The sequence below is a fragment of the Pseudidiomarina sp. CB1 genome, from assembly GCF_024752025.1.
Taxonomy (GTDB): domain Bacteria; phylum Pseudomonadota; class Gammaproteobacteria; order Enterobacterales; family Alteromonadaceae; genus Pseudidiomarina.
In genome coordinates this window covers 1543807-1564897 of sequence record NZ_JANTPU010000001.1, presented here as the reverse complement: position 1 = coordinate 1564897, position 21091 = coordinate 1543807, and the positions used below count along the sequence as shown (strand labels likewise).

The 21091-nt window shown below is 49.7% G+C and carries 21 protein-coding genes; 4 read left to right on the top strand and 17 right to left on the bottom strand.

Features of this window, described 5'->3' with window-relative positions; all coding sequences use genetic code 11:
* Nucleotides 1-31: 31 nt before the first annotated feature.
* The 3 genes from NV375_RS07490 to NV375_RS07480 are packed head-to-tail and all read right to left on the bottom strand — an operon-like array spanning nucleotide 32 to nucleotide 2287.
* On the bottom strand, nucleotides 32-1015 hold the full coding sequence (locus NV375_RS07490; protein ID WP_258807547.1) for a heme A synthase: 984 nt from the start codon (nucleotides 1013-1015) through the stop codon (nucleotides 32-34).
* 4 nt (nucleotides 1016-1019) lie between these two features.
* Nucleotides 1020-1565: a hypothetical protein gene (locus NV375_RS07485; protein ID WP_258807546.1), complete on the bottom strand. Its 546-nt coding sequence runs from the start codon at nucleotides 1563-1565 to the stop codon at nucleotides 1020-1022.
* Nucleotides 1562-2287, bottom strand: coding sequence for an SURF1 family protein (locus NV375_RS07480; protein ID WP_258807545.1), 726 nt, complete (start codon nucleotides 2285-2287; stop codon nucleotides 1562-1564). Before NV375_RS07480 ends, NV375_RS07485 begins: the two co-directional genes overlap by 4 nt.
* 27 nt (nucleotides 2288-2314) lie before the next feature.
* Between NV375_RS07480 and NV375_RS07475 the strand changes: the two genes are divergently transcribed.
* Nucleotides 2315-2530: a DUF2909 domain-containing protein gene (locus NV375_RS07475; RefSeq protein ID WP_258807544.1), complete on the top strand. Its 216-nt coding sequence runs from the start codon at nucleotides 2315-2317 to the stop codon at nucleotides 2528-2530.
* 58 nt (nucleotides 2531-2588) lie between these two features.
* Here the strand turns inward: NV375_RS07475 and NV375_RS07470 are convergent, their stop codons facing one another.
* The 6 genes from NV375_RS07470 to lexA all read right to left on the bottom strand — a co-directional run bounded on the left by NV375_RS07470 (nucleotide 2589) and on the right by lexA (nucleotide 8115).
* A complete protein-coding gene (locus tag NV375_RS07470) occupies nucleotides 2589-3470 on the bottom strand; it encodes a cytochrome c oxidase subunit 3 (protein WP_258807543.1) in 882 nt (293 codons plus the stop codon).
* A gap of 10 nt (nucleotides 3471-3480) precedes the next feature.
* A complete protein-coding gene (locus NV375_RS07465) occupies nucleotides 3481-4059 on the bottom strand; it encodes a cytochrome c oxidase assembly protein (protein ID WP_258807542.1) in 579 nt (192 codons plus the stop codon).
* A 1-nt stretch (nucleotide 4060) separates the two neighbouring features.
* Nucleotides 4061-5650 carry a cytochrome c oxidase subunit I gene (gene ctaD, locus NV375_RS07460; RefSeq protein ID WP_258807541.1) on the bottom strand — a complete coding sequence of 530 codons (1590 nt, stop codon included), beginning with the start codon at nucleotides 5648-5650 and terminating at the stop codon, nucleotides 4061-4063.
* A 13-nt stretch (nucleotides 5651-5663) separates the two neighbouring features.
* Nucleotides 5664-6752, bottom strand: a complete 1089-nt coding sequence (gene coxB, locus NV375_RS07455; protein WP_258807961.1) for a cytochrome c oxidase subunit II — start codon at nucleotides 6750-6752, stop codon at nucleotides 5664-5666.
* Between the two features lie 329 nt (nucleotides 6753-7081).
* On the bottom strand, nucleotides 7082-7498 hold the full coding sequence (locus NV375_RS07450; RefSeq protein ID WP_258807540.1) for an SOS-response cell division inhibitor: 417 nt from the start codon (nucleotides 7496-7498) through the stop codon (nucleotides 7082-7084).
* Nucleotides 7495-8115, bottom strand: a complete 621-nt coding sequence (lexA, locus tag NV375_RS07445) for a transcriptional repressor LexA (RefSeq protein ID WP_258807539.1) — start codon at nucleotides 8113-8115, stop codon at nucleotides 7495-7497. The genes NV375_RS07450 and lexA overlap by 4 nt, the downstream gene beginning before the upstream one ends.
* Nucleotides 8116-8260: 145 nt before the next feature.
* Between lexA and plsB the strand changes: the two genes are divergently transcribed.
* Nucleotides 8261-10714, top strand: coding sequence for a glycerol-3-phosphate 1-O-acyltransferase PlsB (gene plsB / locus NV375_RS07440; protein ID WP_258807538.1), 2454 nt, complete (start codon nucleotides 8261-8263; stop codon nucleotides 10712-10714).
* Here the strand turns inward: plsB and ubiA are convergent.
* The 6 genes from ubiA to NV375_RS07410 are packed head-to-tail and all read right to left on the bottom strand — an operon-like array spanning nucleotide 10711 to nucleotide 15560.
* Nucleotides 10711-11556, bottom strand: a complete 846-nt coding sequence (ubiA, locus tag NV375_RS07435) for a 4-hydroxybenzoate octaprenyltransferase (protein WP_258807537.1) — start codon at nucleotides 11554-11556, stop codon at nucleotides 10711-10713. The genes plsB and ubiA overlap by 4 nt on opposite strands.
* Complete coding sequence (locus NV375_RS07430; protein WP_258807536.1) at nucleotides 11549-12133, bottom strand: chorismate lyase; 585 nt, start codon at nucleotides 12131-12133, stop codon at nucleotides 11549-11551. The genes ubiA and NV375_RS07430 overlap by 8 nt, the downstream gene beginning before the upstream one ends.
* Nucleotides 12133-12981, bottom strand: a complete 849-nt coding sequence (locus NV375_RS07425) for a rhomboid family intramembrane serine protease (protein WP_258807535.1) — start codon at nucleotides 12979-12981, stop codon at nucleotides 12133-12135. Before NV375_RS07425 ends, NV375_RS07430 begins: the two co-directional genes overlap by 1 nt.
* Before the next feature lie 2 nt (nucleotides 12982-12983).
* Nucleotides 12984-13307 (bottom strand): thiosulfate sulfurtransferase GlpE, encoded by a 324-nt coding sequence (gene glpE, locus NV375_RS07420; RefSeq protein WP_258807534.1) that lies wholly within the window; start codon nucleotides 13305-13307, stop codon nucleotides 12984-12986.
* Complete coding sequence (tdh, locus tag NV375_RS07415) at nucleotides 13304-14335, bottom strand: L-threonine 3-dehydrogenase (RefSeq protein ID WP_126771838.1); 1032 nt, start codon at nucleotides 14333-14335, stop codon at nucleotides 13304-13306. Before tdh ends, glpE begins: the two co-directional genes overlap by 4 nt.
* A gap of 31 nt (nucleotides 14336-14366) precedes the next feature.
* On the bottom strand, nucleotides 14367-15560 hold the full coding sequence (locus NV375_RS07410; protein WP_258807532.1) for a glycine C-acetyltransferase: 1194 nt from the start codon (nucleotides 15558-15560) through the stop codon (nucleotides 14367-14369).
* Nucleotides 15561-15675: 115 nt separating this feature from the next.
* Here NV375_RS07410 and coaD point away from each other — a divergent pair, with 115 nt between their 5' ends.
* Both coaD and pckA read left to right on the top strand, forming a co-directional pair.
* Entirely contained in the window at nucleotides 15676-16170 is a 495-nt protein-coding gene (gene coaD, locus NV375_RS07405) for a pantetheine-phosphate adenylyltransferase (RefSeq protein WP_258807530.1), read from the top strand.
* 126 nt (nucleotides 16171-16296) lie between these two features.
* Complete coding sequence (gene pckA, locus NV375_RS07400) at nucleotides 16297-17898, top strand: phosphoenolpyruvate carboxykinase (ATP) (protein ID WP_258807529.1); 1602 nt, start codon at nucleotides 16297-16299, stop codon at nucleotides 17896-17898.
* A 32-nt stretch (nucleotides 17899-17930) separates the two neighbouring features.
* Here pckA and NV375_RS07395 read toward each other — a convergent pair whose 3' ends face one another.
* Nucleotides 17931-19010 carry a GGDEF domain-containing protein gene (locus NV375_RS07395; RefSeq protein ID WP_258807528.1) on the bottom strand — a complete coding sequence of 360 codons (1080 nt, stop codon included), beginning with the start codon at nucleotides 19008-19010 and terminating at the stop codon, nucleotides 17931-17933.
* The gene (locus tag NV375_RS07390; RefSeq protein WP_258807527.1) at nucleotides 18991-21003 is read right to left on the bottom strand and encodes a S9 family peptidase; all 2013 of its coding nucleotides are present in this window, start codon (nucleotides 21001-21003) and stop codon (nucleotides 18991-18993) included. Before NV375_RS07390 ends, NV375_RS07395 begins: the two co-directional genes overlap by 20 nt.
* Between the last annotated feature and the right edge of the window lie 88 nt (nucleotides 21004-21091).

The window sequence follows — 21091 nt, the reverse complement described above, 5'->3', positions numbered from 1 at the left end:
ACTTACTTCCTTACGCACTGGCTTGTTATTATTATGCGTGCCGTGCGATTTTATAGTTTAAGCCTACCAAACTCAGTAGTAGCAATGCACCCATTAAATTGTGAGCAACGGCAACACTAAGCGGTAGCATCATAACAACATTGCTGATACCCAACGCAATTTGCAACGTGAGTGCAACGGTAACCCAATTTAAACTTCCACGAATCACGCTGGACTGTGCTTTTTTGTAGCCCTGTACCAACAGAAACCCGACGACGAGTAAGGTTAGAATAGCGCCGATGCGGTGGGCGACATGCATGGTCATACGCTCGGCGTAATCATGTGCGCCATATTGATAAGTGACGGCTTCTGGAACCGAAAAAGCGCCGGCGATATCTAGGTTGGCAGGCCAATCACCTTCGCAGATGGGTAGCTCGGTACAGGCCAATGCAGCATAGTTAGCTGCAACCCAGCCGCCTAAGGCGATTTGTGCGACCACAATCACTAGCGCGAACATGGCTAGCCCACTGAATGAACGTGCCTTCGGATCGCCCATGGGTAAATGAATGCGTTTCAGCCGCAGGCGCAATAAATACAATAGTGACAAGGTTGTGAAACCACCTAGTAAATGCCCCATCACCACGAGTGGTTGCAAGTTCAGTGTTACTGTCCACATACCAAGCGCAGCTTGAAAAATAACTAACGCCAGTAAGAACAACGGTAACTTTACTGGTGTTTCGGCGCGTTTACGTTGGCGTACCACAGCGGTAACTGCGATCACCAGGATAAAAACACCGAGCATGCCCGCGGCATAGCGGTGAATCATTTCGTTCCAAGCTTTGTGGTGCTCCAGCGGCGCATCAGGGAATAGCGCTTGCGCCTGATTAATTTTGTCGGTGTCGGTGGGAACGGTAAGGTGACCATAGCACCCGGGCCAATCTGGGCAGCCTAGGCCCGCATCGGTCAACCGCGTGTAGGCACCAAGCACAATAACGATCAGGGCTAAGACAATGCTAAAATTTACGAGAAGACGCATGGTGTTATCCTACACGAGAAAGCTTTAACAAAGTTCGCAGATCGGAGAGCAGATTTTTAGCTTCAGCGCGCATTTGCTCTTCATCAGCAAAGGTCGGGTAATGCAGCATCACGTTACCTAACGGGTCAATAATAAACAGCCGGTAGGAAGGAAGATCGCTTAGGCTATCGATTATTTCGGTATCGTTAAATGGTTGCACCATAGGCGTTTGACTAAGGTCAAAAGCAAGCGGTTCGCGACTAAATACGATAGGCTTTACGCGGTCACTTTCTTTGCCCAAGGCAACATCGAGTTGGTTCATCGCATAGAGCCCCTGTTCGCACTGGGCGCCACAGTTATCATCCGCAATGAGTGCGACGTGCCAGCCTCCCGGTAAGCGTTGTTTCAGTTGCTCACCCAAAGCGATTGGCGGTACCAACATTGTGCCCTTATTGGTCGCCGCGCCTTGGTACCAGCTTTGGTCAAGTACGAACTTAGCACCGATAACGGGTAAGGCAAAAGCGAGCACCACACCAATCATGGTTGCACGAGATTTTTTTATTGAAGTCATGTCCCTTCCTTTTTTGTTTTCGTTATGGAACGGCGGACGAGAAGTACCACTATCAACAAGGCAAGTGCCAAAGAAAACCATTGCAGCGCATAGGCTTGATGTTTCTCCGGTGACATTACCTGCGGCTGCCATGACCTTGGCCAGCCATAAGCCTCCGCTTCGGAGAGTAGCACCACATTGGTAGCGATGGGAAGTTCAAGAGCATCACCGATCGCTGCTGAATCAAGCTGCTGAATGCGCCACGGGGGGCCGTTAGATTCTACAATGCGTTTGGCGAGCGAAAAACCATCGGTATTAGGTTGGTAAAACCAACCTTTGACGGTAAGGACGTCGGTAGGTAATTCAAGCTGAGGTAACTTGGTGCGATCCAAGCCTACCGGTACCCACCCTAAGTTTACTGGAACAAGCTCGGGGCGTTGTTCAGTGCGTAAAAGTCCGATGACGTGATAGCCGACTTTTCCTTGGTAGACTTGGTTATCGAGCAGTAAGTAGTCATCGGCAAATTGTCCAGTGACCTGCACTGGTTGGTAACGCTCAGGCTCTTCGTTCATCGCGAAGAGAGGTTGAAAATTTAGTTCGTCGGCTTGCGCTTGAGCAGCAGCGAAATCGTCGAACAAAGCTTGTTTCTCCGCTGCCCTGTCAAGTTGCCATAAACCAAGCTTGACCAGAAAGCTAATTGCCAGCACAGTGGTTAGCGTTACTAGAAGGGTGCCAATGCGCATCAGCTTATACCGAAATAGGGATTTAGAATGGTCGTTACTGCAAAAATCATTTTAGTACTACTCATGTTGTTTATGGTCTTTAATCTGATGCGTGCGTTGTTAGCGATGTTACGCAACGACCCAAGTAAACCATCCATGACGCGCTATTTAGGGCGCCGCGTCGGCGCATCTGCTCTGGCGATATTAATTATTATTGTCTTATTAGCGACTGGGTTGTTGGACCCTAATCCACGACCGTACTAAACCTTGGTTGTCGCTCATGGTTTAGTACGGTGCGATTAGTGTGGCTACGCAGAGTGCGTTACAGCACGTAAACAAAGATAAACAAGCATACCCAAACCACATCAACAAAGTGCCAGTACCAACTCGTCGCTTGGAAGGCGAAATGGCTTTCTGGGGTGAAATGCCCTTTTACGACGCGTAAGAACATCACGATGAGCATGATGGTACCTAAGGTTACGTGCATACCGTGGAAACCGGTGAGCATGTAAAAGGTATTGCCGTAAATACCAGAATCCAAGGTTAGGCCCAGTTCTTCGTACGCATGCACGTACTCAGCGCCTTGCAGATACAAGAAAATACAGCCGAGAATAATGGTGATACCTAGCCAAGCGGTGAGCTGTTTACGTTTGCCTTTTTCTAAACCGACATGGGCAAAGTGACAGGTAAACGAAGAAATGATCAGGATGATGGTGTTATAGAGCGGTAAGCCGGTCCAGCCCATAGCACCAGATTCGGTGCCACCAGGCGTTTCGGTTAACGGCCAAATGGCTTCGAATCCAGGCCATAAGACTTCATTGGTCATAGCGTTGTTACCAGCGCCACCGAGCCATTCCACCGCGATCACGCGAGCGTAGAAGAGCGCTCCAAAGAATGCTGCAAAGAACATGATTTCCGAGAAGATAAACCATGCCATACCTTGTCGATAAGAGTTTCCAAGCTGTTTGCTGTAAAGCCCAGACATCGACTCGTTGATTTGGTCGCGGAACCAACCAAAGAGCATGACCAAGATAACGGCGATACCGCCAAGTAATACATTGATACCCCAGCCGTCAGCGTCCTTACTAGCGTCGATGACGGTGTGTCCGGCACCAAAAGCAATAAGGCCTAAGCCGATGGCGCCAACAATTGGCCATGGGCTTGAGGCTGGCACGTAATATTTTTCGTGTTTTTGTTCTGCCATTGCAAAATCCTCAGTTCACTGGCTGCGCAAGCGCGGCCAGAGCATCAGGTTGAGCGTTTTCTGTCATATCGTACATTGTGTATGACAGGGTAACCGTATGAATATGTTCAGGAATCTCTGGGTCCAAATAGAATTGCATCGGCATTGCGGTGTCGCTGCCAGCAGCAAGCGGCTGCTGATTGAAGCAAAAACATTCGACCTTATTGAGGTAGAGCGAGGCCTCGCCAGGGGCGACCGATGGGATAGCTTGCGCTACCATATTCTTCCCAGTTAGGTTCTTGGCGAAAAAGTTGATTACCTTCGTTTCACCTGGGTGCACACGCACCGACTGAACCTCGGGTTCAAAGCCCCATGGCATGCCTTTATTCACACGCGTAATGAATTGCACATTAATGGTTCGGCTAGTATCCACTGTTTTGGTGTTGGCGGCCGCCTGACCATCGGTAAAGCGGCCGTTAAAACCAGTGATATCACAGAATACGTTGTACAGTGGTACCAACGCAAATCCGAACGCGAACATCCCCACGACCGTCAGCAGGAGCCGACGGACGATGCGGGTGTTATCCGGTTGAGTTGGTCGTTCACTCATCTTATTTCACCTCAGGTGGCGTATCGAAGGTGTGATACGGCGCTGGCGATGGGACTGTCCACTCTAAGCCCTCAGCACCTTCCCAAGGTTTAGTTGGTGCTTTCTCGCCACCTTTCACACACTTAATGACTACCCAAAGGAAAATCAATTGTGAAAGGCCGAATGCAAAGCCACCGATACTGACGATTTGGTTGATATCAGCAAAGGCGATCGAGTAGTCAGGGATACGTCGCGGCATACCTGCCAAACCAGCGAAATGCATCGGGAAGAACAATACGTTTACTGAGATGAGTGAAGCCCAGAAATGCGTCTTAGCGAGCTTCTCGTCATACATATGGCCGGTCCATTTTGGCAACCAGTAGTAGGCTGCGGCCATAATCGAGAAGATGGCCCCACTGACGAGTACATAGTGGAAGTGTGCAACCACGAAATAGGTGTCGTGATATTGGAAATCCACAGGTGTAATCGCCAACATTAGCCCTGAGAAGCCGCCGATGGTAAACAAAATGACGAAGGCAAGGGCAAACAGCATGGGCGTTTCAAAGCTAATTGAGCCACGCCACATGGTCGCAACCCAGTTAAAGACTTTGACCCCCGTCGGCACCGAGATCAACATCGTACAGTACATGAAGAACAGTTCGGCAAAGACTGGCATGCCCGTAGTAAACATGTGGTGCGCCCAGACCAAGAACGATAACCCGGCAATGGCTGCCGTTGCATACACCATCGAGGCGTAGCCGAACAGTTTTTTGCGCGAGAACGCTGGGATAATCGCCGAGACAATACCGAAGGACGGTAAGATCATAATGTAGACTTCAGGATGCCCAAAGAACCAGAAAATATGCTGGAACAATACTGGGTCACCGCCCCCTGCAGCGTCAAAGAAGCTGGTACCGAAATACTTATCAGTTAACACCATGGTCACCGCACCAGCGAGCACGGGCATCACGGCAATCAGCAGGAACGCAGTAATAAACCATGTCCACACGAACAGCGGCATTTTCATATAACTCATGCCCGGCGCACGCATGTTCATAATGGTCACAATCACATTAATCGCACCCATGATAGATGAGATACCCATGATGTGGACCGAGAACACAAATAGTGCGGTAGAGTCGCTACTGTAGGTGGTCGACAACGGCGCGTAGAAGGTCCAACCGAATGCCGGACCGCCACCTTCCATAAACAATGACGCCAATAGAATCGAAAAGGCGAATGGCAAGATCCAGAAGCTCCAGTTATTCATGCGTGGTAACGCCATATCAGGCGCACCAATCATCATTGGAATCATCCAGTTCGCTAAGCCGGTGAAGGCGGGCATAACGGCACCGAAAACCATGATGAGACCATGCACAGTAGTCATCTGGTTAAAAAAGTGTGGATCTACAAGCTGTAAACCCGGTTGGAACAGTTCGGCGCGAATAACCATCGCCATAGAACCGCCCACCAAAAACATAATGAAAGAGAACCAAAGATACAGCGAGCCGATATCTTTGTGGTTCGTCGTAAAGAGCCAACGGGTAATACCCGACGGCGCGTGATGATGGTGATCGTCGTGCTGATCAACTTCGCCAACAACAGTGCTCATAGTCAGGTCTCCCTTATTCGTTTATAAATGCGTTAACGTCTGCAGCTTGTACCGTTTCACCGGTATCATTGCCCCAAGCGTTACGCTCGTAGGTAATTACTGCAGCAAGCTCGCGTAGGCTTAGCTGATTACCGAAAGCCTGCATCGAGGTGCCAGACTTACCGTTAACCACGATGTTGATATGGCCTTGCATATCATTTAGTGCCATAGGTGAGCCTTTGAGTGCAGGGAATACGCCAGGGATACCTTCACCGTTGGCCTGATGACAAGCAGCACAACTGCCAAGATAAACGCGCTCACCGAGCTCCATCAGCTCATCCATATCCATCGACATAGCTAGCAAACGTTGTTCTTCTTCTTTTTCACGTTGTGCGATTTGCTCTTGCTCAGCGAGCCATGCGTCAAACTCCGCAGGCTCTTTTGCAATGACGACCACGGGCATGAAGCCATGGTCTTTACCGCAAAGCTCAGCGCATTGGCCGCGATAGATACCTGGCTCATCAACCTTCGTCCACGCTTCGTTAATGAAGCCTGGGTTGGCATCTTTCTTGACCGCAAAGTCGGGTACCCACCAAGAGTGGATGACGTCATCTGAGGTTACAAGAAAGCGAACTTTACGGTCGGTAGGAATAACGAGTGGGCGATCGACCTCGAGCAAGTAGTTCTCGCCCTTGTCGAATTTGTTCTCAATTTGCTCACGCTGGGTGGCGAGCAAACTGAAGTACTCAACATCGCTATCTAAGTACCTGTAATGCCATTTCCATTGGGAACCCGTCACCAAAACCGTAAGTTCAGCCTCGGAAGTGTCTTCCATGGCGATCAAGGTTGAAGTGGCAGGAATGGCCATACCGATGAGAATCAAAAAAGGAACTACGGTCCAAAGGATTTCAACCTTCACGTTTTCATGGAACGTTGCTGGTTTGCGACCTTTAGATTTGCGGTGCCGAATCATTGACCAAAACATGGCCCCGAAAACGACTAAACCGATCACACAGCAGATATAGAATATCGTCATGTGTAGATCGTAAACGCGATTACTAATCTCAGTGACCCCTTGTGGGAGGTTTAACTGAGAACGAGCTTGCGCAGCCATGGGGATCATGGCTGTTAGCGCAGTGATGAGTTTAATACTCACGCGACATCTCCTCTCATTCTTCCGACGCGGACGCTACCGCGAATACACCGAAGTGCGAGCCTGAAGAACAACGAGGTGAGCAGAAAAAGGAACAGCATTTCAGACAAGAAAATCGCTTTCCCTACTAACCCTTTGTTGTTTTGTATCAATAATTATTATTATTTATTGTGTTAGCAGTAAGCTGCCCGATCAAAATACCATGAGTAGCCGAAAAAGCCACCGCTAAAGTTAAGAAATTTTTAGCTACGGGCGAAAAAAAAGGCTGCCGAAGCAGCCTTGCAGGGACCTTCCCAATTTTAGTGGAGTGGGGATTGAGAAGGTAGAGAGCGGAATACAAAGCTGTGCGTTTGACTTACTTTGCTAGCCATTTTGAGGCGCTGTGCGACGCGTGGTGAAGATAATGCATCTAAGAAACTTAAAACGACGCTCGAAGTACCCGCGAGTAACGCTTGTTCAGTTGCCCATTCGCGTTGATCGGCGTCACGTCCAGCCACCCAACGAATACGTGACCGGCTCACACCAGCGTTGACCAGTTGTTGAATGACATGGCGAGATCCGCCAATCACCGTGACCCATTGCTTCGTGCGTAAAGCAAGTGACTGGATACGTGGCATCATCGCCGAAAAATCTTCGCTCGACAGCGTACTTTCATCGGTAAGGTTGAGCGCTTCAACGGTGAGTTCGAGGCTTGCGTGTGGATAATTGTATCTCATAACCAGGCTCCATTTCGGATCACGCCGACCGCTAACCCTTCGATGGTGAAGTATTGTTGAGTAAGGTCGACTTGAATAGGTGAAAACTCGTCATTTTCTGGGTGTAAGAGAATGATGTTACCTTTGCGCTCGAAGCGTTTGACGGTAACGTCGTCCTCAACGCGGGCGACAATGATTTGGCCGTTACGAGCTTCGTGGGTTTTATGCACAGCGAGGAGGTCGCCATCAAGTATTCCAATGTCTTTCATACTCATGCCGCTGACACGTAATAAGAAATCCGCATGTGGGCGAAAGAGGTTCTCGTCAACTTGATAATGACTCTCGATATGTTGTTGTGCCAATATTGGTTCACCTGCGGCAACTTGCCCGATCAGCGGTAAGCCTTCAGGAATGTCCTCGTCATTAGCGCCGATGAGCCGAAGTCCTCGTGACATTCCTGGAAGCATTTCGATCACACCCTTTTTAGCGAGTGCTTTCAGATGCTCTTCCGCAGAGTTTGGCGAACGAAAGCCTAAGCGCTGAGCGATTTCTGCGCGTGTTGGTGGCATACCCGTTGCCTCAATCGTGTCTTTAATGAGGTCTAAAATTTCTTGCTGTCGTGGCGTTAACGGTCGCATTTTGATACCTGTTTATTCATACAGTAATACTGTGAGTATATACAGGTGTTTTCAGATCGCAACTTTTTTGTGCATTTTTTTTCTAACAGCAAATCAGCTTAATCGATGGTATCCTTTTACCGAGTAAAAATTGCGGGGGAAAAGCATGCGTTGGAGAGCCTTTGTCGCGAAGGTGTTGTATTGGCCGGTTCGTTGGTTGACGCGGTTTGAGACTATTTTTGACGAAAACATCAGTGCCGTGGGCGATCCGCAGCACGTTGTCTACGTTATGCGCTCGACATCGGTAACCGATCTGTTGGTAGCAAATCGCGCGCTTAAGCAGGCGGGATTACCAAGTTTGATGGAGCCGCTTCTTATTAATGGTGAGCGACATGCCCGCGTCATGTACCTCGAGCAAGCAAAAGCGGACACCAACGAGGCTGCGCTTGATGAATTTCTTCACCTACTGAAAAGCCATCAAAAAGAACGCCAACTCGATGTGCAACTTGTCCCTATGGGCCTATTTTGGGGTCGCAAAGCTGGACAGGAGCCGCGCGAAGGAAACACCATGGTCGCCGATCTGGATAATCCTGGCCGTTGGCGTAAGTTTTGGCTGGTCATGTTTTCTGGGCGTAATATCCTTGTCCGCGGGAGTCGGCCCGTCAGCTTGCGCCAAATGACTGATCAATACGGAGCGGAGCGCAAGGTTGCACAAAAGCTCGCGCGCGTTGCGCGGGTGCATTTTGTACGACTGCGTCACGCAGTTGCCGGACCCAAGGTCGCCAATCGCGAGCGGGTCATTCAAGAGCTCCTGCAAAGTGCAGCATTGCAAAAGGCGATTGCAGATGAAGCGCGCAGTAAAAAAATCAGCCACGAGAAAGCGACTAAACGTGCTTACGACTACTTAGATGAGATCGCAGCAAATTACAGCGATACATTGGTGCGTATGCTTGATCGCATCATGGGTTGGATGTGGAGCCGTATCTACAACGGTATTCATATTGAAGGCGGTGACCGAATTCGTGCACTCGCCCAAGCGGGACATGAGGTCATTTATGTGCCGTGCCACCGCAGCCACATGGACTACCTGTTACTTAGTTATGTGATCTATAAAGAAGGGTTGGTGCCGCCGCATATTGCTGCTGGTGTTAACTTAGACTTTTTCCCAGCGGGTCCGCTGTTCCGCCGCGGCGGGGCATTTTTCATCCGCCGCAGTTTTAAGGGCAATAAACTCTATTCCGCGATCTTTCGAGAATACCTTGACCGCCTTTTTCAGAAAGGGTACCCCGTTGAATATTTCACAGAGGGCGGGCGCAGCCGTACTGGGCGTTTGTTACAGCCTAAAACCGGTATGATTGCGATGACGATTCAAGGCATGTTACGTGGCCAGCAACGTCCCATGTCGATTGTCCCTGTCTATTTAGGTTATGAACATGTCATGGAAGTGGGCACTTACTTAAAAGAGCTGAAAGGGAAATCAAAAGAGAAGGAATCGATGTGGCAAGTGTTATCGAGTCTTCGCCACTTACGCAATTTTGGCCACGGCTATGTGACCTTCGGCGAACCTATCAATGTTGGCCAAACCTTAGATAAATTAACGCCAAATTGGCGTGAGTCGATTACGTTGGGCGCAGAAGAGCCCGCGCGACCGCGTTGGTTAACCCCGACCGTCAACTTGTTCGCTGAACAAATCATGCAGCGCATTAATGATGCCGCCGGTATGAACAGTGTCAACCTGACAGCATTAGCGTTACTAAGTGCCGAGCAACACACGTTGTCGCGCGAAGAACTTGTGGCGCAATTGGATGTTTACACTGCGCTGCTGCGTGAAGTGCCTTACAGCAACTATGCTTACGTCCCTGCCGAATCAGGCGAAGAGCTGTGGCAATTAGCGAAACGCCACGACAAATTTACCGTGGTCAGTGACACCATGGGCGAAATGATCCGGTTGGATGGCACGACGGCGATCGCGATGACGTATTATCGTAATAACATCATGCACATGGTGATCGTCCCAGCGATTATCGCCGCTTTTGCCTGTGGCCACCGGACGTTTAAAGTCGAGCAAGTGAGTGAATTGCTTAGTCAGTTGCAACCGCTGTTAAAGGAAGAGTTGTTTTTAAGTCATGACGCTAAAGCCATGCCGCTGTGGGCGCAAGCGATAGTGGAGCACCTAGTGAGCGTTGGGTTGTTACATGCGCTTGATAATGAACATTATCGGGCGGCGTCGCGTGATACGACTGAATTCTTCCAATTGCAGCTGTTGGCGCGCGCGGCGAGCGAGACGTTGCAGCGTTATGCCATTCTGTTTGAGCTGCTGCAGCAAGGCGGGGCGCAAGGTCGAGCAGCATTGGAGCAGGCTGCAGTCGAATTAGCCGAGCGACTGAGTGCGATGCATGGTGTAAATGCGCCGGAGTTTTTTGATAAAAAACTGCTCAGTGCATTGATTTCGACGTTGAAGCGTGAAGACTATATCGAGGTGAATAGTGACGGTAACTTTATCGCGCACAGTAGCGTTGCGGCGTTAAGCGATAACATCGATCGCTTGTTAGATGCCGCAGTGTTGCAAACGATTCGCCAGTCGGTACAACGTCGCCTGCAGTCGTTGAACAAAAATTAATACCAATAGCTTGCGGCAACCGACGCCGCAAGCACCCATCCCACATGGTTATTGTGTAAGAACGCGTGAAAGCATTTTTGTGGCTCACGGTACCAGATGAGTCGATGCTGCCAAGCAAACAGCGCAGCGATAATGATCAGCCCGCAATGAAAGTACCACGAGAGTTGTAGTTGATAGCCAAGCCACACCAGTAAGCCTAAGGTACCCAACTGCAATACTGCTATGGCCAGACGGTCATAGCCCCCGAACAATATGGCTGTCGATTTAACGCCAATTTTAAGGTCATCGTCACGATCGGCCATGGCGTATTCCGTGTCGTAGGCAACGGTCCAACAGATGTTGGCCGCAAATAAGAGCCATGCGCTTACTGGGAGGCCTTGGTCTAAGGCGGTAAATGGCATGAGTACACCAAAGCTAAAGGCCACGCCGAGCACAACTTGCGGGAGTTGAGTGAAACGCTTACAGAATGGGTAAAGGGTGGCAACACCAGCTGCGGCAAAACTAAGTAAAATCGTACTTTTGTTGAACTGCAAGACGATCAAAAACGCAATAGCCAACAATCCGATGAAGAGTGCAACGGCGTGCCAACTTTTTAGCTCGCCGGTAGCAAGCGGTCGACTTTGGGTTCGTGTAACATGGCCGTCAATTGCACGGTCGGCAAAGTCATTAATGACGCATCCTGCGGAACGCATCACAAAAGCGCCCAGCAAAAATAACACGACTACTTTTAAAGGGGGATTGCCTGCTCCGGCAATAACCAGTGCTGCTAGCATGGGCCACGCTAACAATAAGGTACCAATGGGGCGGTCAGCGCGCATTAAGCGCCATAAAGCGTTAATCATCTGGTAGCTCCTGCGCTAACGGGGACGCGCCGATGAAAACCTCGGCGACTAATACGTGTTGACCGGCGGCTGTGAAGCGGCTACGGCGTCCCCACAAGGTTGTTGCTGGGTAACCTAGCTGTTGATGAAGCTGGCCGACTTTAGTGGTCGGGCCGAAGCTTGAAACTTCAACCGCACTGCGCGAAAGGTCAGGTTGTTTAAACAAGTGTTCGCCAAGCGGCTTATCACCGAGATCTTCTAAGCGTAGTTGCTGTTGTGCTAAAGCGCTAAACGGAAAAACACTGCGTGCAAAAACCCAAGGTTGGTCGTCACACCAGAGAATAACTTCGCGTACGATGCAACTGCTTTGTTGCCCGAGCCACGGCTTTTCGTCGGTAAGTAAGGGGGCCTCGCGCTGACCGAGCAGCTGCACCTGAAATCGTTGACAGCAAGTTTTGAGTTTAGCCGTCAGGGAGCTTGGATCCAATAGCCAGTCCTTTGCCATGACTGACCCGTCAGGGATCAAAGCCGGCTTGCACCAAGCAGCTTCGCCACCTTGTGTGACGACTGGAAAGCGAATGTTAGGAAAGCGTATCATCAGGAGAGCTGTTTTTTCTTACGGAAGTATTCAACGTAACGCAGTGCAATGCCTAACACGAGTCCGGCGATGAGTCCGGCCGAGTGTGCGGTGTTGGCAACGCTCACCCAAAGTAAGTCAGTGTAACCAAGGAGTAGCCAAACAAGCATGAAAACAATCAACCCAACTGGCAGAAATAAGGGGTGACGGGGGCGTTGCCATGATACCACGACCGCGAGGCCGAATAACCCGTATACGACGCCTGAGAGGCCACCAAAATAAGGGCCGCTAACCATAAACTGCATCACGTTCGAAAATACGCCGCAGAATACCAAGGCAATGACTAAGTAAGTCGAACCGTAGAACCGTTCGAAGCGACCACCGAGATACCACCACCAGAAGACATTGAATAAAAAGTGGAGCAGGCTGAAGTGCAGTAGTACTGGGGTTAACAGGCGCCAAGGTTGGCTCCACGGCACATCTGTAAAGGTGTCGCTGATCCGCAAAGCATCAAAAATAGCAGTAGCGAGCTGGGTGTTGAGAAGTGCAAAAACTAAGCTAACGAAGGCAGCGAAGACAATCGTCACAATGCCTGCCTGTTGCAGCAGCTGTTGGACCATTGAATCTGGTTTGCTGGCGACTTGCGGTTTACTCTGCGAGGCGTTTTCAAGCTCAGCTTCCGCGGCTTCGGGATCAGCCTTGAATTCATTAATCAAGTCTTTGGCGAGCGCTTTATAGCTCGACTGTGTTAGCCAGAGCTCAAGTTGATTGCCATGTTCGCTTACGGTGACTGGTATCCCGCGACGTTGAAGATAACTGTGCAGACGTTTCATCATAACTGCATTGCGGGTTACCAGTAATTTTTGCATGGTTAGCTGCGCTCCACGGCATCCGGATGTTGTTGTGCCCACGCAGTAAAGCCACCATCCATACTGCTGACAGGTTCAATACCTTGGTGAGCGAGATATTCAGCGGCACCTTGGCTACTATTACCGTGATAACAAACCACAACCACTGGCTGGTCATCTTCGAGTTCGGCGAGAAAGTCATTTAACGTCGAATCTGTGAGGTGCACGGCACCCGGAATGTGTCCCATAGCATAAGAGCGAGCATCGCGAATGTCAGCGAATGCCGCTTTTTTTTGCTGCCACAGCTCGAAAGCTGTGGCGACATTCATGTGGGTCCAGTCACTCATGCGTTTTCCCAATCCAAAACGACTTTACCCGATTGCCCAGAAATCATGATTTCGAAGCCTTTTTCAAACTCACTTACGGGTAGATGATGGGTCAAAATCGGCGATAAATCGAGGCCAGATTGCAGTAAGCTTGCCATTTTGTACCAAGTTTCAAACATTTCACGACCGTAAATACCCTTGATCGTCAAACCTTTGAAGATAACTTGGTTCCAGTCAATCGCAACGCTTTGCGGCGGAATACCAAGCATGGCAATTTTGCCGCCGTGGTTCATGGTCTCAAGCATTTGCGAGAACGCCGACGGGACACCTGACATTTCGAGCCCGACATCGAAGCCTTCTTTCATCCCGAGCTCAGTCATCACGTCTTTAAGCTTTTCTTTACTCACGTCAACAGCACGAGTCGCGCCCATTTTTAAGGCGAGGTCTAAACGGTATGGATTAACGTCGGTAATCACAACATGGCGTGCGCCAACGTGGCGTGCCACTGCCGCAGCCATGATGCCGATCGGGCCAGCACCTGTGATGAGCACGTCTTCGCCTACCAGGTCAAACGCTAGTGCGGTGTGAACTGCATTGCCGAAGGGGTCAAAAATAGCGGCAAGGTCGTCGCTAATATCGTCAGGTAATTTGAATGCATTTTCCGCAGGAATCACCAAGTACTCGGCAAAAGCGCCAGGGCGGTTGACGCCGACGCCAACCGTATTTCGGCACAAGTGGCGACGGCCTGCACGGCAATTACGGCAGTGGCCGCAGGTGATGTGACCTTCGCCGGAAACGCGGTCGCCGATGGCAAAGCCTCGCACGCCATCGCCCATGGCGGCGACTTCGCCAACGTATTCATGGCCTACGACCATAGGTACAGGAATCGTTTGCTGTGACCATTCATCCCATTTGTAGATGTGCACGTCGGTGCCACAAATAGCGGTCTTTTTAATCTTGATGAGTAGGTCGTTGTAACCGTACTCAGGTTTTTCGGCATCGGTCATCCAAATACCGGGTTCGGCATGCAGTTTTGCTAAAGCTTTCATATATCTTGCCTCCGCTGGCGGGGGTGACCGCTTAAATAATACCTAAGTCTTTACCAATGCGAATAAAGGCGTCAATGGCACGTTGTAGCTGCTCACGACTATGTCCGGCAGACATTTGTGTACGAATCCGCGCTTTACCCCGCGGCACGACCGGGAACGAGAAGCCAATAACGTAAATGCCTTCGGCCAATAAGCGGTCTGCCATTTCCGAAGCTACTTTAGCGTCACCAATCATAACTGGAATAATCGCATGGTCGGCGCCGCTCAAGGTAAATCCGGCCTTCGTCATTTCCGTGCGGAAGTAGTTCGCATTGTCCCACAAGCGTTGGCGCAACTCATCACCATCTTCAAGCATTTCCAATACGCGAATGGAAGCTTGAACGATCGCTGGTGCAACTGAGTTTGAGAACAAATAAGGACGTGAGCGTTGACGTAACCAATCAATCACTTGCTTTTTACCCGAGGTGTAACCGCCTGATGCGCCACCTAAAGCCTTACCTAGGGTACCCGTGATAATATCAACGCGGCCCATGACGTCACAGTATTCATGAGTGCCTTTACCTTTTGCGCCAAGGAAGCCTGTTGCATGACAATCGTCCATCATGGTGAGCGCACCGTACTCATCCGCAAGATCACAAATGCCTTTCATATTGGCGATGACACCATCCATTGAAAACACACCATCGGTGGCAATCAAGATATGGCGTGCGCCGTCAGCTTTTGCTTGTTTGAGCTGTGCTTCTAAGTCGGCCATATCGTTATTCTTGTAACGATAGCGCTTGGCTTTGCACAGGCGAATGCCGTCAATGATCGAAGCATGATTCAATTCGTCACTGATAATTGCATCTTCAGGGCCCATTAAGGTTTCAAAAAGGCCACCGTTCGCGTCGAAGCACGATGAGTACAAAATGGTATCTTCGGTACCTAAAAACGCACTGAGCTTTTGTTCAAGCGTTTTGTGGATGTCTTGCGTACCGCAAATAAAGCGCACCGATGCGGTACCAAAACCGTGTTCGTCGAGCCCTTGTTTTGCCGCCGCGATGAGATCAGGATGGTTGGCCAAACCTAAATAGTTATTGGCGCAGAAATTGAGCACTGACTGACCATCACCTACTTTGATTTCGGCCGCTTGCTCGCTGGTGATAATACGTTCTTTTTTATAAAGCCCTTCTTGTTGCAGTTCTTCAAGCTGGGCGTCGAGCTGTTGATAAAAATCGTTCTTCATGTAATTCTCCGAGCTTTGATCAAGCTTACGCAGAGGTAAACGCTAGAATTTGTTCTATAGTTTACCTGATTTGCGGGGCATCGCGCATCCTCATTTCTTGTGTTGGAGGAAATTCATGCACAAGCGTGCTATCTACCCAGGAACCTTTGATCCTATTACCAATGGTCATGCAGACTTAATTGAACGGGCGGCAAGTCTGTTCAGTGAAATCGTCGTGGGGGTGGCGAACAACCCCAGCAAAAATCCAATGTTCACACTCGAAGAGCGTGTTGAACTGGTACGCGAAGTAACCGCAGGGTTGCCTAATGTTACCGTTGTGGGTTTTGGCGGGCTGTTGGTCGATTTTGCCAAAGAGTATGGCGCGACAGTACTGATTCGTGGTCTACGAGCGGTATCTGATTTTGAATATGAATTTCAGATGGCCAATATGAACCGACGTTTGTATCCAGGCCTTGAAAGCGTCTTTCTAACCCCATCCGAAGAGAATTCATTCATTTCGTCGACATTAGTCAAAGAAGTCGCCCTTCACCAGGGGGATGTGCGTCAGTTTACGGCTAAAAACGTTGCTGAAGCCCTACAGGCCAAAATTGCAGCAAGACAAAAATCGTAAAGAAACCGATAAGTTAAATGGTGGTCTGCGCGGCAGGCTACCATTTTTGCGCTTTTCAAGGTAAAATCGCGGCCCGTTTTCGTTTCATTTTAATTTGCTCAGACCAGACCCGCAGGAGTCCATCACATGACTGATCTGGATTTAGGCCAATATGGCATCACAGACGTCACTGAAGTTGTCCACAATCCTTCGTATGATGTGTTGTTCGAAGAAGAAACCCGCAGCGATCTTCAAGGCTATGAAAAAGGCGTTGTAACCAAGCTTGGCGCTGTTGCTGTCGACACCGGTATTTTTACTGGGCGTTCACCCAAAGACAAGTACATCGTGCGCGACGAGACAACCAAGGACACCTTATGGTGGGCTGACCAAGGCAAGAACGACAATAAGGCTATTTCGCCAGAGATTTGGGCTGACCTAAAAGGCACAGTAACCGAACAATTATCGGGTAAGCGTTTGTTTGTCGTCGATACCTACTGTGGTGCTAATGAAGATACACGTTTGTCGGTGCGCTTTATTACTGAAGTGGCATGGCAGGCGCACTTCGTCAAAAACATGTTTATTCGTCCTAGCGACGAAGAATTGCAAACCTTCAAGCCAGACTTCGTCGTCATGAACGGTGCAAAATGCATCAATCCAAAATGGCAAGAGCACGGTCTTAACTCAGAGAATTTCGTGGCTTTCAATCTTACCGAGCGTATCCAATTAATCGGTGGTACGTGGTACGGCGGCGAAATGAAAAAAGGTATGTTCTCAATGATGAACTACTTTTTGCCGCTGCAAGGTATTGCCTCAATGCACTGTTCGGCCAACGTTGGTGAGAAAGGTGATGTAGCGATTTTCTTTGGTTTGTCAGGCACCGGCAAGACCACCTTGTCGACCGACCCTAAACGTGAACTCATTGGTGATGACGAGCACGGTTGGGACGACGATGGTGTATTCAATTTCGAAGGTGGTTGTTATGCGAAAACCATCAATCTGTCGGAAGAGGCTGAGCCAGATATCTACAACGCCATTCGTCGCGACGCTCTGTTAGAGAATGTCACCGTTCTTGATGATGGTACTGTTGACTTCGACGACGGCTCAAAAACCGAGAACACTCGGGTTTCTTACCCGATTTATCATATCGATAATATCGTTAAGCCTGTTTCGAAGGCTGGTCATGCTAAGAAAGTGATTTTCTTGACGGCTGATGCCTTCGGTGTGCTGCCTCCAGTAGCCAAGCTCACCAAAGAGCAGACCAAGTATCACTTCCTCTCAGGTTTTACCGCTAAATTGGCAGGTACTGAACGCGGGATTACTGAGCCTACACCTACTTTTTCGAGCTGTTTTGGTGCGGCGTTCTTAACCTTGCATCCAACACAATACGCAGAAGTGCTGGTGAAGCGTATGGAAGCTGCAGGCGCTGAAGCCTATTTAGTAAACACTGGCTGGAACGGTACCGGTAAGCGTATTTCCATCAAAGCAACGCGCGCGATTATTGATGCGATTCTCGATGGCAGTATTGAAGATGCAGATTTCGTTAATCTGCCGTACTTCAACTTGGCTATGCCTACCGCGTTAGCTGGTGTCGAAGACACATCAATTCTCGATCCACGTAATACCTACGAAGATGTGAATGAGTGGGATTTGAAGGCGCATGATCTGGCACGACGCTTTGTCGCGAACTTTGAGAAATTTACCGACAATGAAGAAGGTCAGGCACTGGTCGCAGCAGGTCCTCAACTTTAATCAAGCTACGGTAAATGTGTTCAAAAGCCTCGTTATACAGCGGGGCTTTTTTGTATCTCAAGATCCAGCTCAGTCACGGTGCAGTTTCGACCATTTGCCTTAGCGGTGTATAACGCTTCATCAGCCCGTCGCACCAGCGAAGACTCATCATCCCCGGCGTGAAAGCTAGCAACGCCAAGACTGATGGTAATATGAATATCGGCGTGAAAAACAAAAGCGGCGACGGCATGACGAATTTTTTCGGCGAGCACTTTGGCCTGTTGGCGGGAACAGCTTTCAGCGACGAGGAGGAACTCTTCGCCGCCCCAGCGTCCTAGCGTATCAGAGCCGCGAGTATTACTGCGTAAGAGTTGTGCGAGTTCAATTAAAATACGATCACCGACCTGATGCCCATAAGTGTCATTGACCCGTTTAAAATGATCGATATCCAACAGGATAACCGCAAAGGTTGTCTGCTCGCGCTTTGCTCGTTGTAAGCCGCGGCTGAGTGCCTGATCAAGGCGACTACGGTTGACCAGTCCGGTCAACGGGTCAGTAATTGCAATGTATTCTAAGCGCTCGCTATGATCCCGGAGGTTATGAAACGCTTCAGAGCGTGTTTTTTCAATATGCCGGAGTACGGCAAAAAACGCAGCCAGTGCAATGACGATATTCAGTAAAGCGTGAACAGTGAAAGGTGCTGGTTGCCAGGTCTGTGATGCGTATGCGACATAAATCAAATTCCCGCCGACGACCAAGCTACTTAAAATATGGCCCCAACGCCGCCCCAGCAGAAAAAAAGCGACCGGAGGGTAGAGTGCCAGCCAAAACAACGAATAATCGCGGCCTTCCATGACCACAATGTATGCAAATAGCACCAATGCGCAGGTCACAACGACAGCCCATGACACCCCAAAAACGTGTTGTGGCGCGCGCCGATGCCAATAGATGAGGAGCAAACTCAACAGACTGGTACCCCAATGCATAAAGGCAACCCACTCAACCTTATTGATGGCGTAGTTAAGAATGCCCAATACTAAAAACGTAATGAACATGACCCAGAGCAGGGCCCAAAGAAATTGGACCCGCCGGTAAAGCGGGTCCTGAGGGGTATTATTTAAGTTGCTCGGCATGTGGAAGCTCGTGGCTAGGCGCTTCAGTACCGTCTGCCATCAAGAAGTGATCCATCCAACGCATGAGGCGCATGCTATAGTCCAACTGCGCTGCCACGCGACGGTTACCATGGCCTTCACCGGGATACAGTACTAAGCGCACCGGTACGTTGCCATGCGTTTTCAGGTAGCGGTAGAGTTCCATCGATTGACTTGGATGTACGCGAGTATCTTCTTTACCGTGCATGATCAAAATAGGTGTGCGTGCCTTTTCGGCATGGTAAATAGGGCTACGTTCCAAATACCACTGCCATTTTTCCCAAGGATAGCTGCGGGCGTGAACCGCATGCATTTCTTTTGCAATATCGGTGGTACCGAACTTCGAAATGTTATCGCTAATACCAACGAACATCACACTGGCAGCCCAATGTTCAGTTTGTGCTGTGGCGCCCCAAGCCGAAGCAAAGCCACCGTATGATCCACCAGTGATACCGGCTTTTTCGTTGTCGACAAGGCCCATTTCAACAAGGTGGTTTTTACCGTCGACAATGTCGTCGAACTCTTTACCGGCATAGTCATTTTGGCCGAGTTTCGAAAACTCAACGCCGCGACCTGTGCTACCGCGATAGTTAGGGAAGAATAACGCATAACCTTGCTGCGCAGCGTATTTAACTGGGCTGCCATAACGGTCTAACCAACCATTGCTGTAATGAGACTCTGGGCCACCATGCACAACGGTGATTAACGGATAACGTGTACCTTCCTGATAATCAGTTGGGTAGACGAGGATCCCTTCAAGCTCGAGGCCATCACGTGCTGCGTAGCTGATCGTTTCTTGACGTGGCATAGTGATGTCGGCCAGCCAAGGGTTCGAATCCGTAAGGCGAATCAGGCTTTGGTTTTCAATGCGGAACAATTCAGTAGGGTGTGTCGCACGATGAGCGCGAGCGTAGACCCCAGCTTGCTGCGGTGTTGCTTCAATATCGACCACAATAGCTTGGCCTGGCTCGAGCAATGTGCGGGTTTCGAGCCATTGCATGGTGATGGCACGCACTTCACTTTCAGTACCAATGTGGCCTAAGTAAATTAATTCGTCGTTGCGGCGCCAGTCGATGTCCTGTACGTGACCAGGATAGTCAGGTAGTACTTCACGGACTGTATTTTGATTTTGTAAGTCAAATACAAACAGTCGGCCATCGGCTGGATCGTTGTAGTCTGCCGATCCGATCACCGCTAAATAACGGCCATTTGGAGAGAACTCGGCTTTGCCCAGCTTGCCTACAGTTTCAAAAGCGCTTTCTTGCGCACCAGCATAGGACACGAGTTCATACTGGCTACTCATGTAGTTATCATCAACTAGGGCGGTCGGAGCAGTGCGCAACAGCAATTGTTCGTGGCCAGGACGGAAGGCAACAGAATACACCTGACGGTCATCGGTAATCTGCGCCGCCATTGGCTCTTCGTTCGTTAAGTCCACCAACCAAGCATGAGTGAACTCGTTTTCTTCTTCGTAAACCTCAGCTTTGAAGCCTTTTTTAGCTAAGTCTTTGGTTTTTTTATCAGCTTCAGTCTGGGCGCGGAAAGCCAAGTAACGACCGTCGGCGCTCAGGGTATAGCTGTAGATGCTGTTGTTGTGGCTGAAAACCTTTTGCGCTTCACCACCATTAAGGGAGATTTTGTACAGACTTGTATGGTCGTCGCCGTCACGTTTGCTGGTGAAATAAATGAAGTCGCCGTGGATACTTACATCGCCCACGCCATGTTTATCGGTGATAAATGGGACCGGCTCTTGCTCGCCGCGGACAACCAACAACTCGACGTAGTCGCTGCCATCGTCATCGACATAAGGGGTACGCGGCACCACACGGGTGAAAGCGGCAACTTGGCCATCTTCACTAACAGCAACGCTGTTGATCGATTGTGTGGTAACGGTTTCTTGCAGCGTAATATCGCGCGCAAAGACTGACAAACTTAGGCTCGCACAGAGCGCTGTGAGACCGATTCGAAGGAACATCTTTCTCTCCTATAGTGTTATTTTTCTTCAACATAGTAGCAGCAAAATGGTTGACTTCCCACGAAATCAAGCCACTCTAAGCAAGACT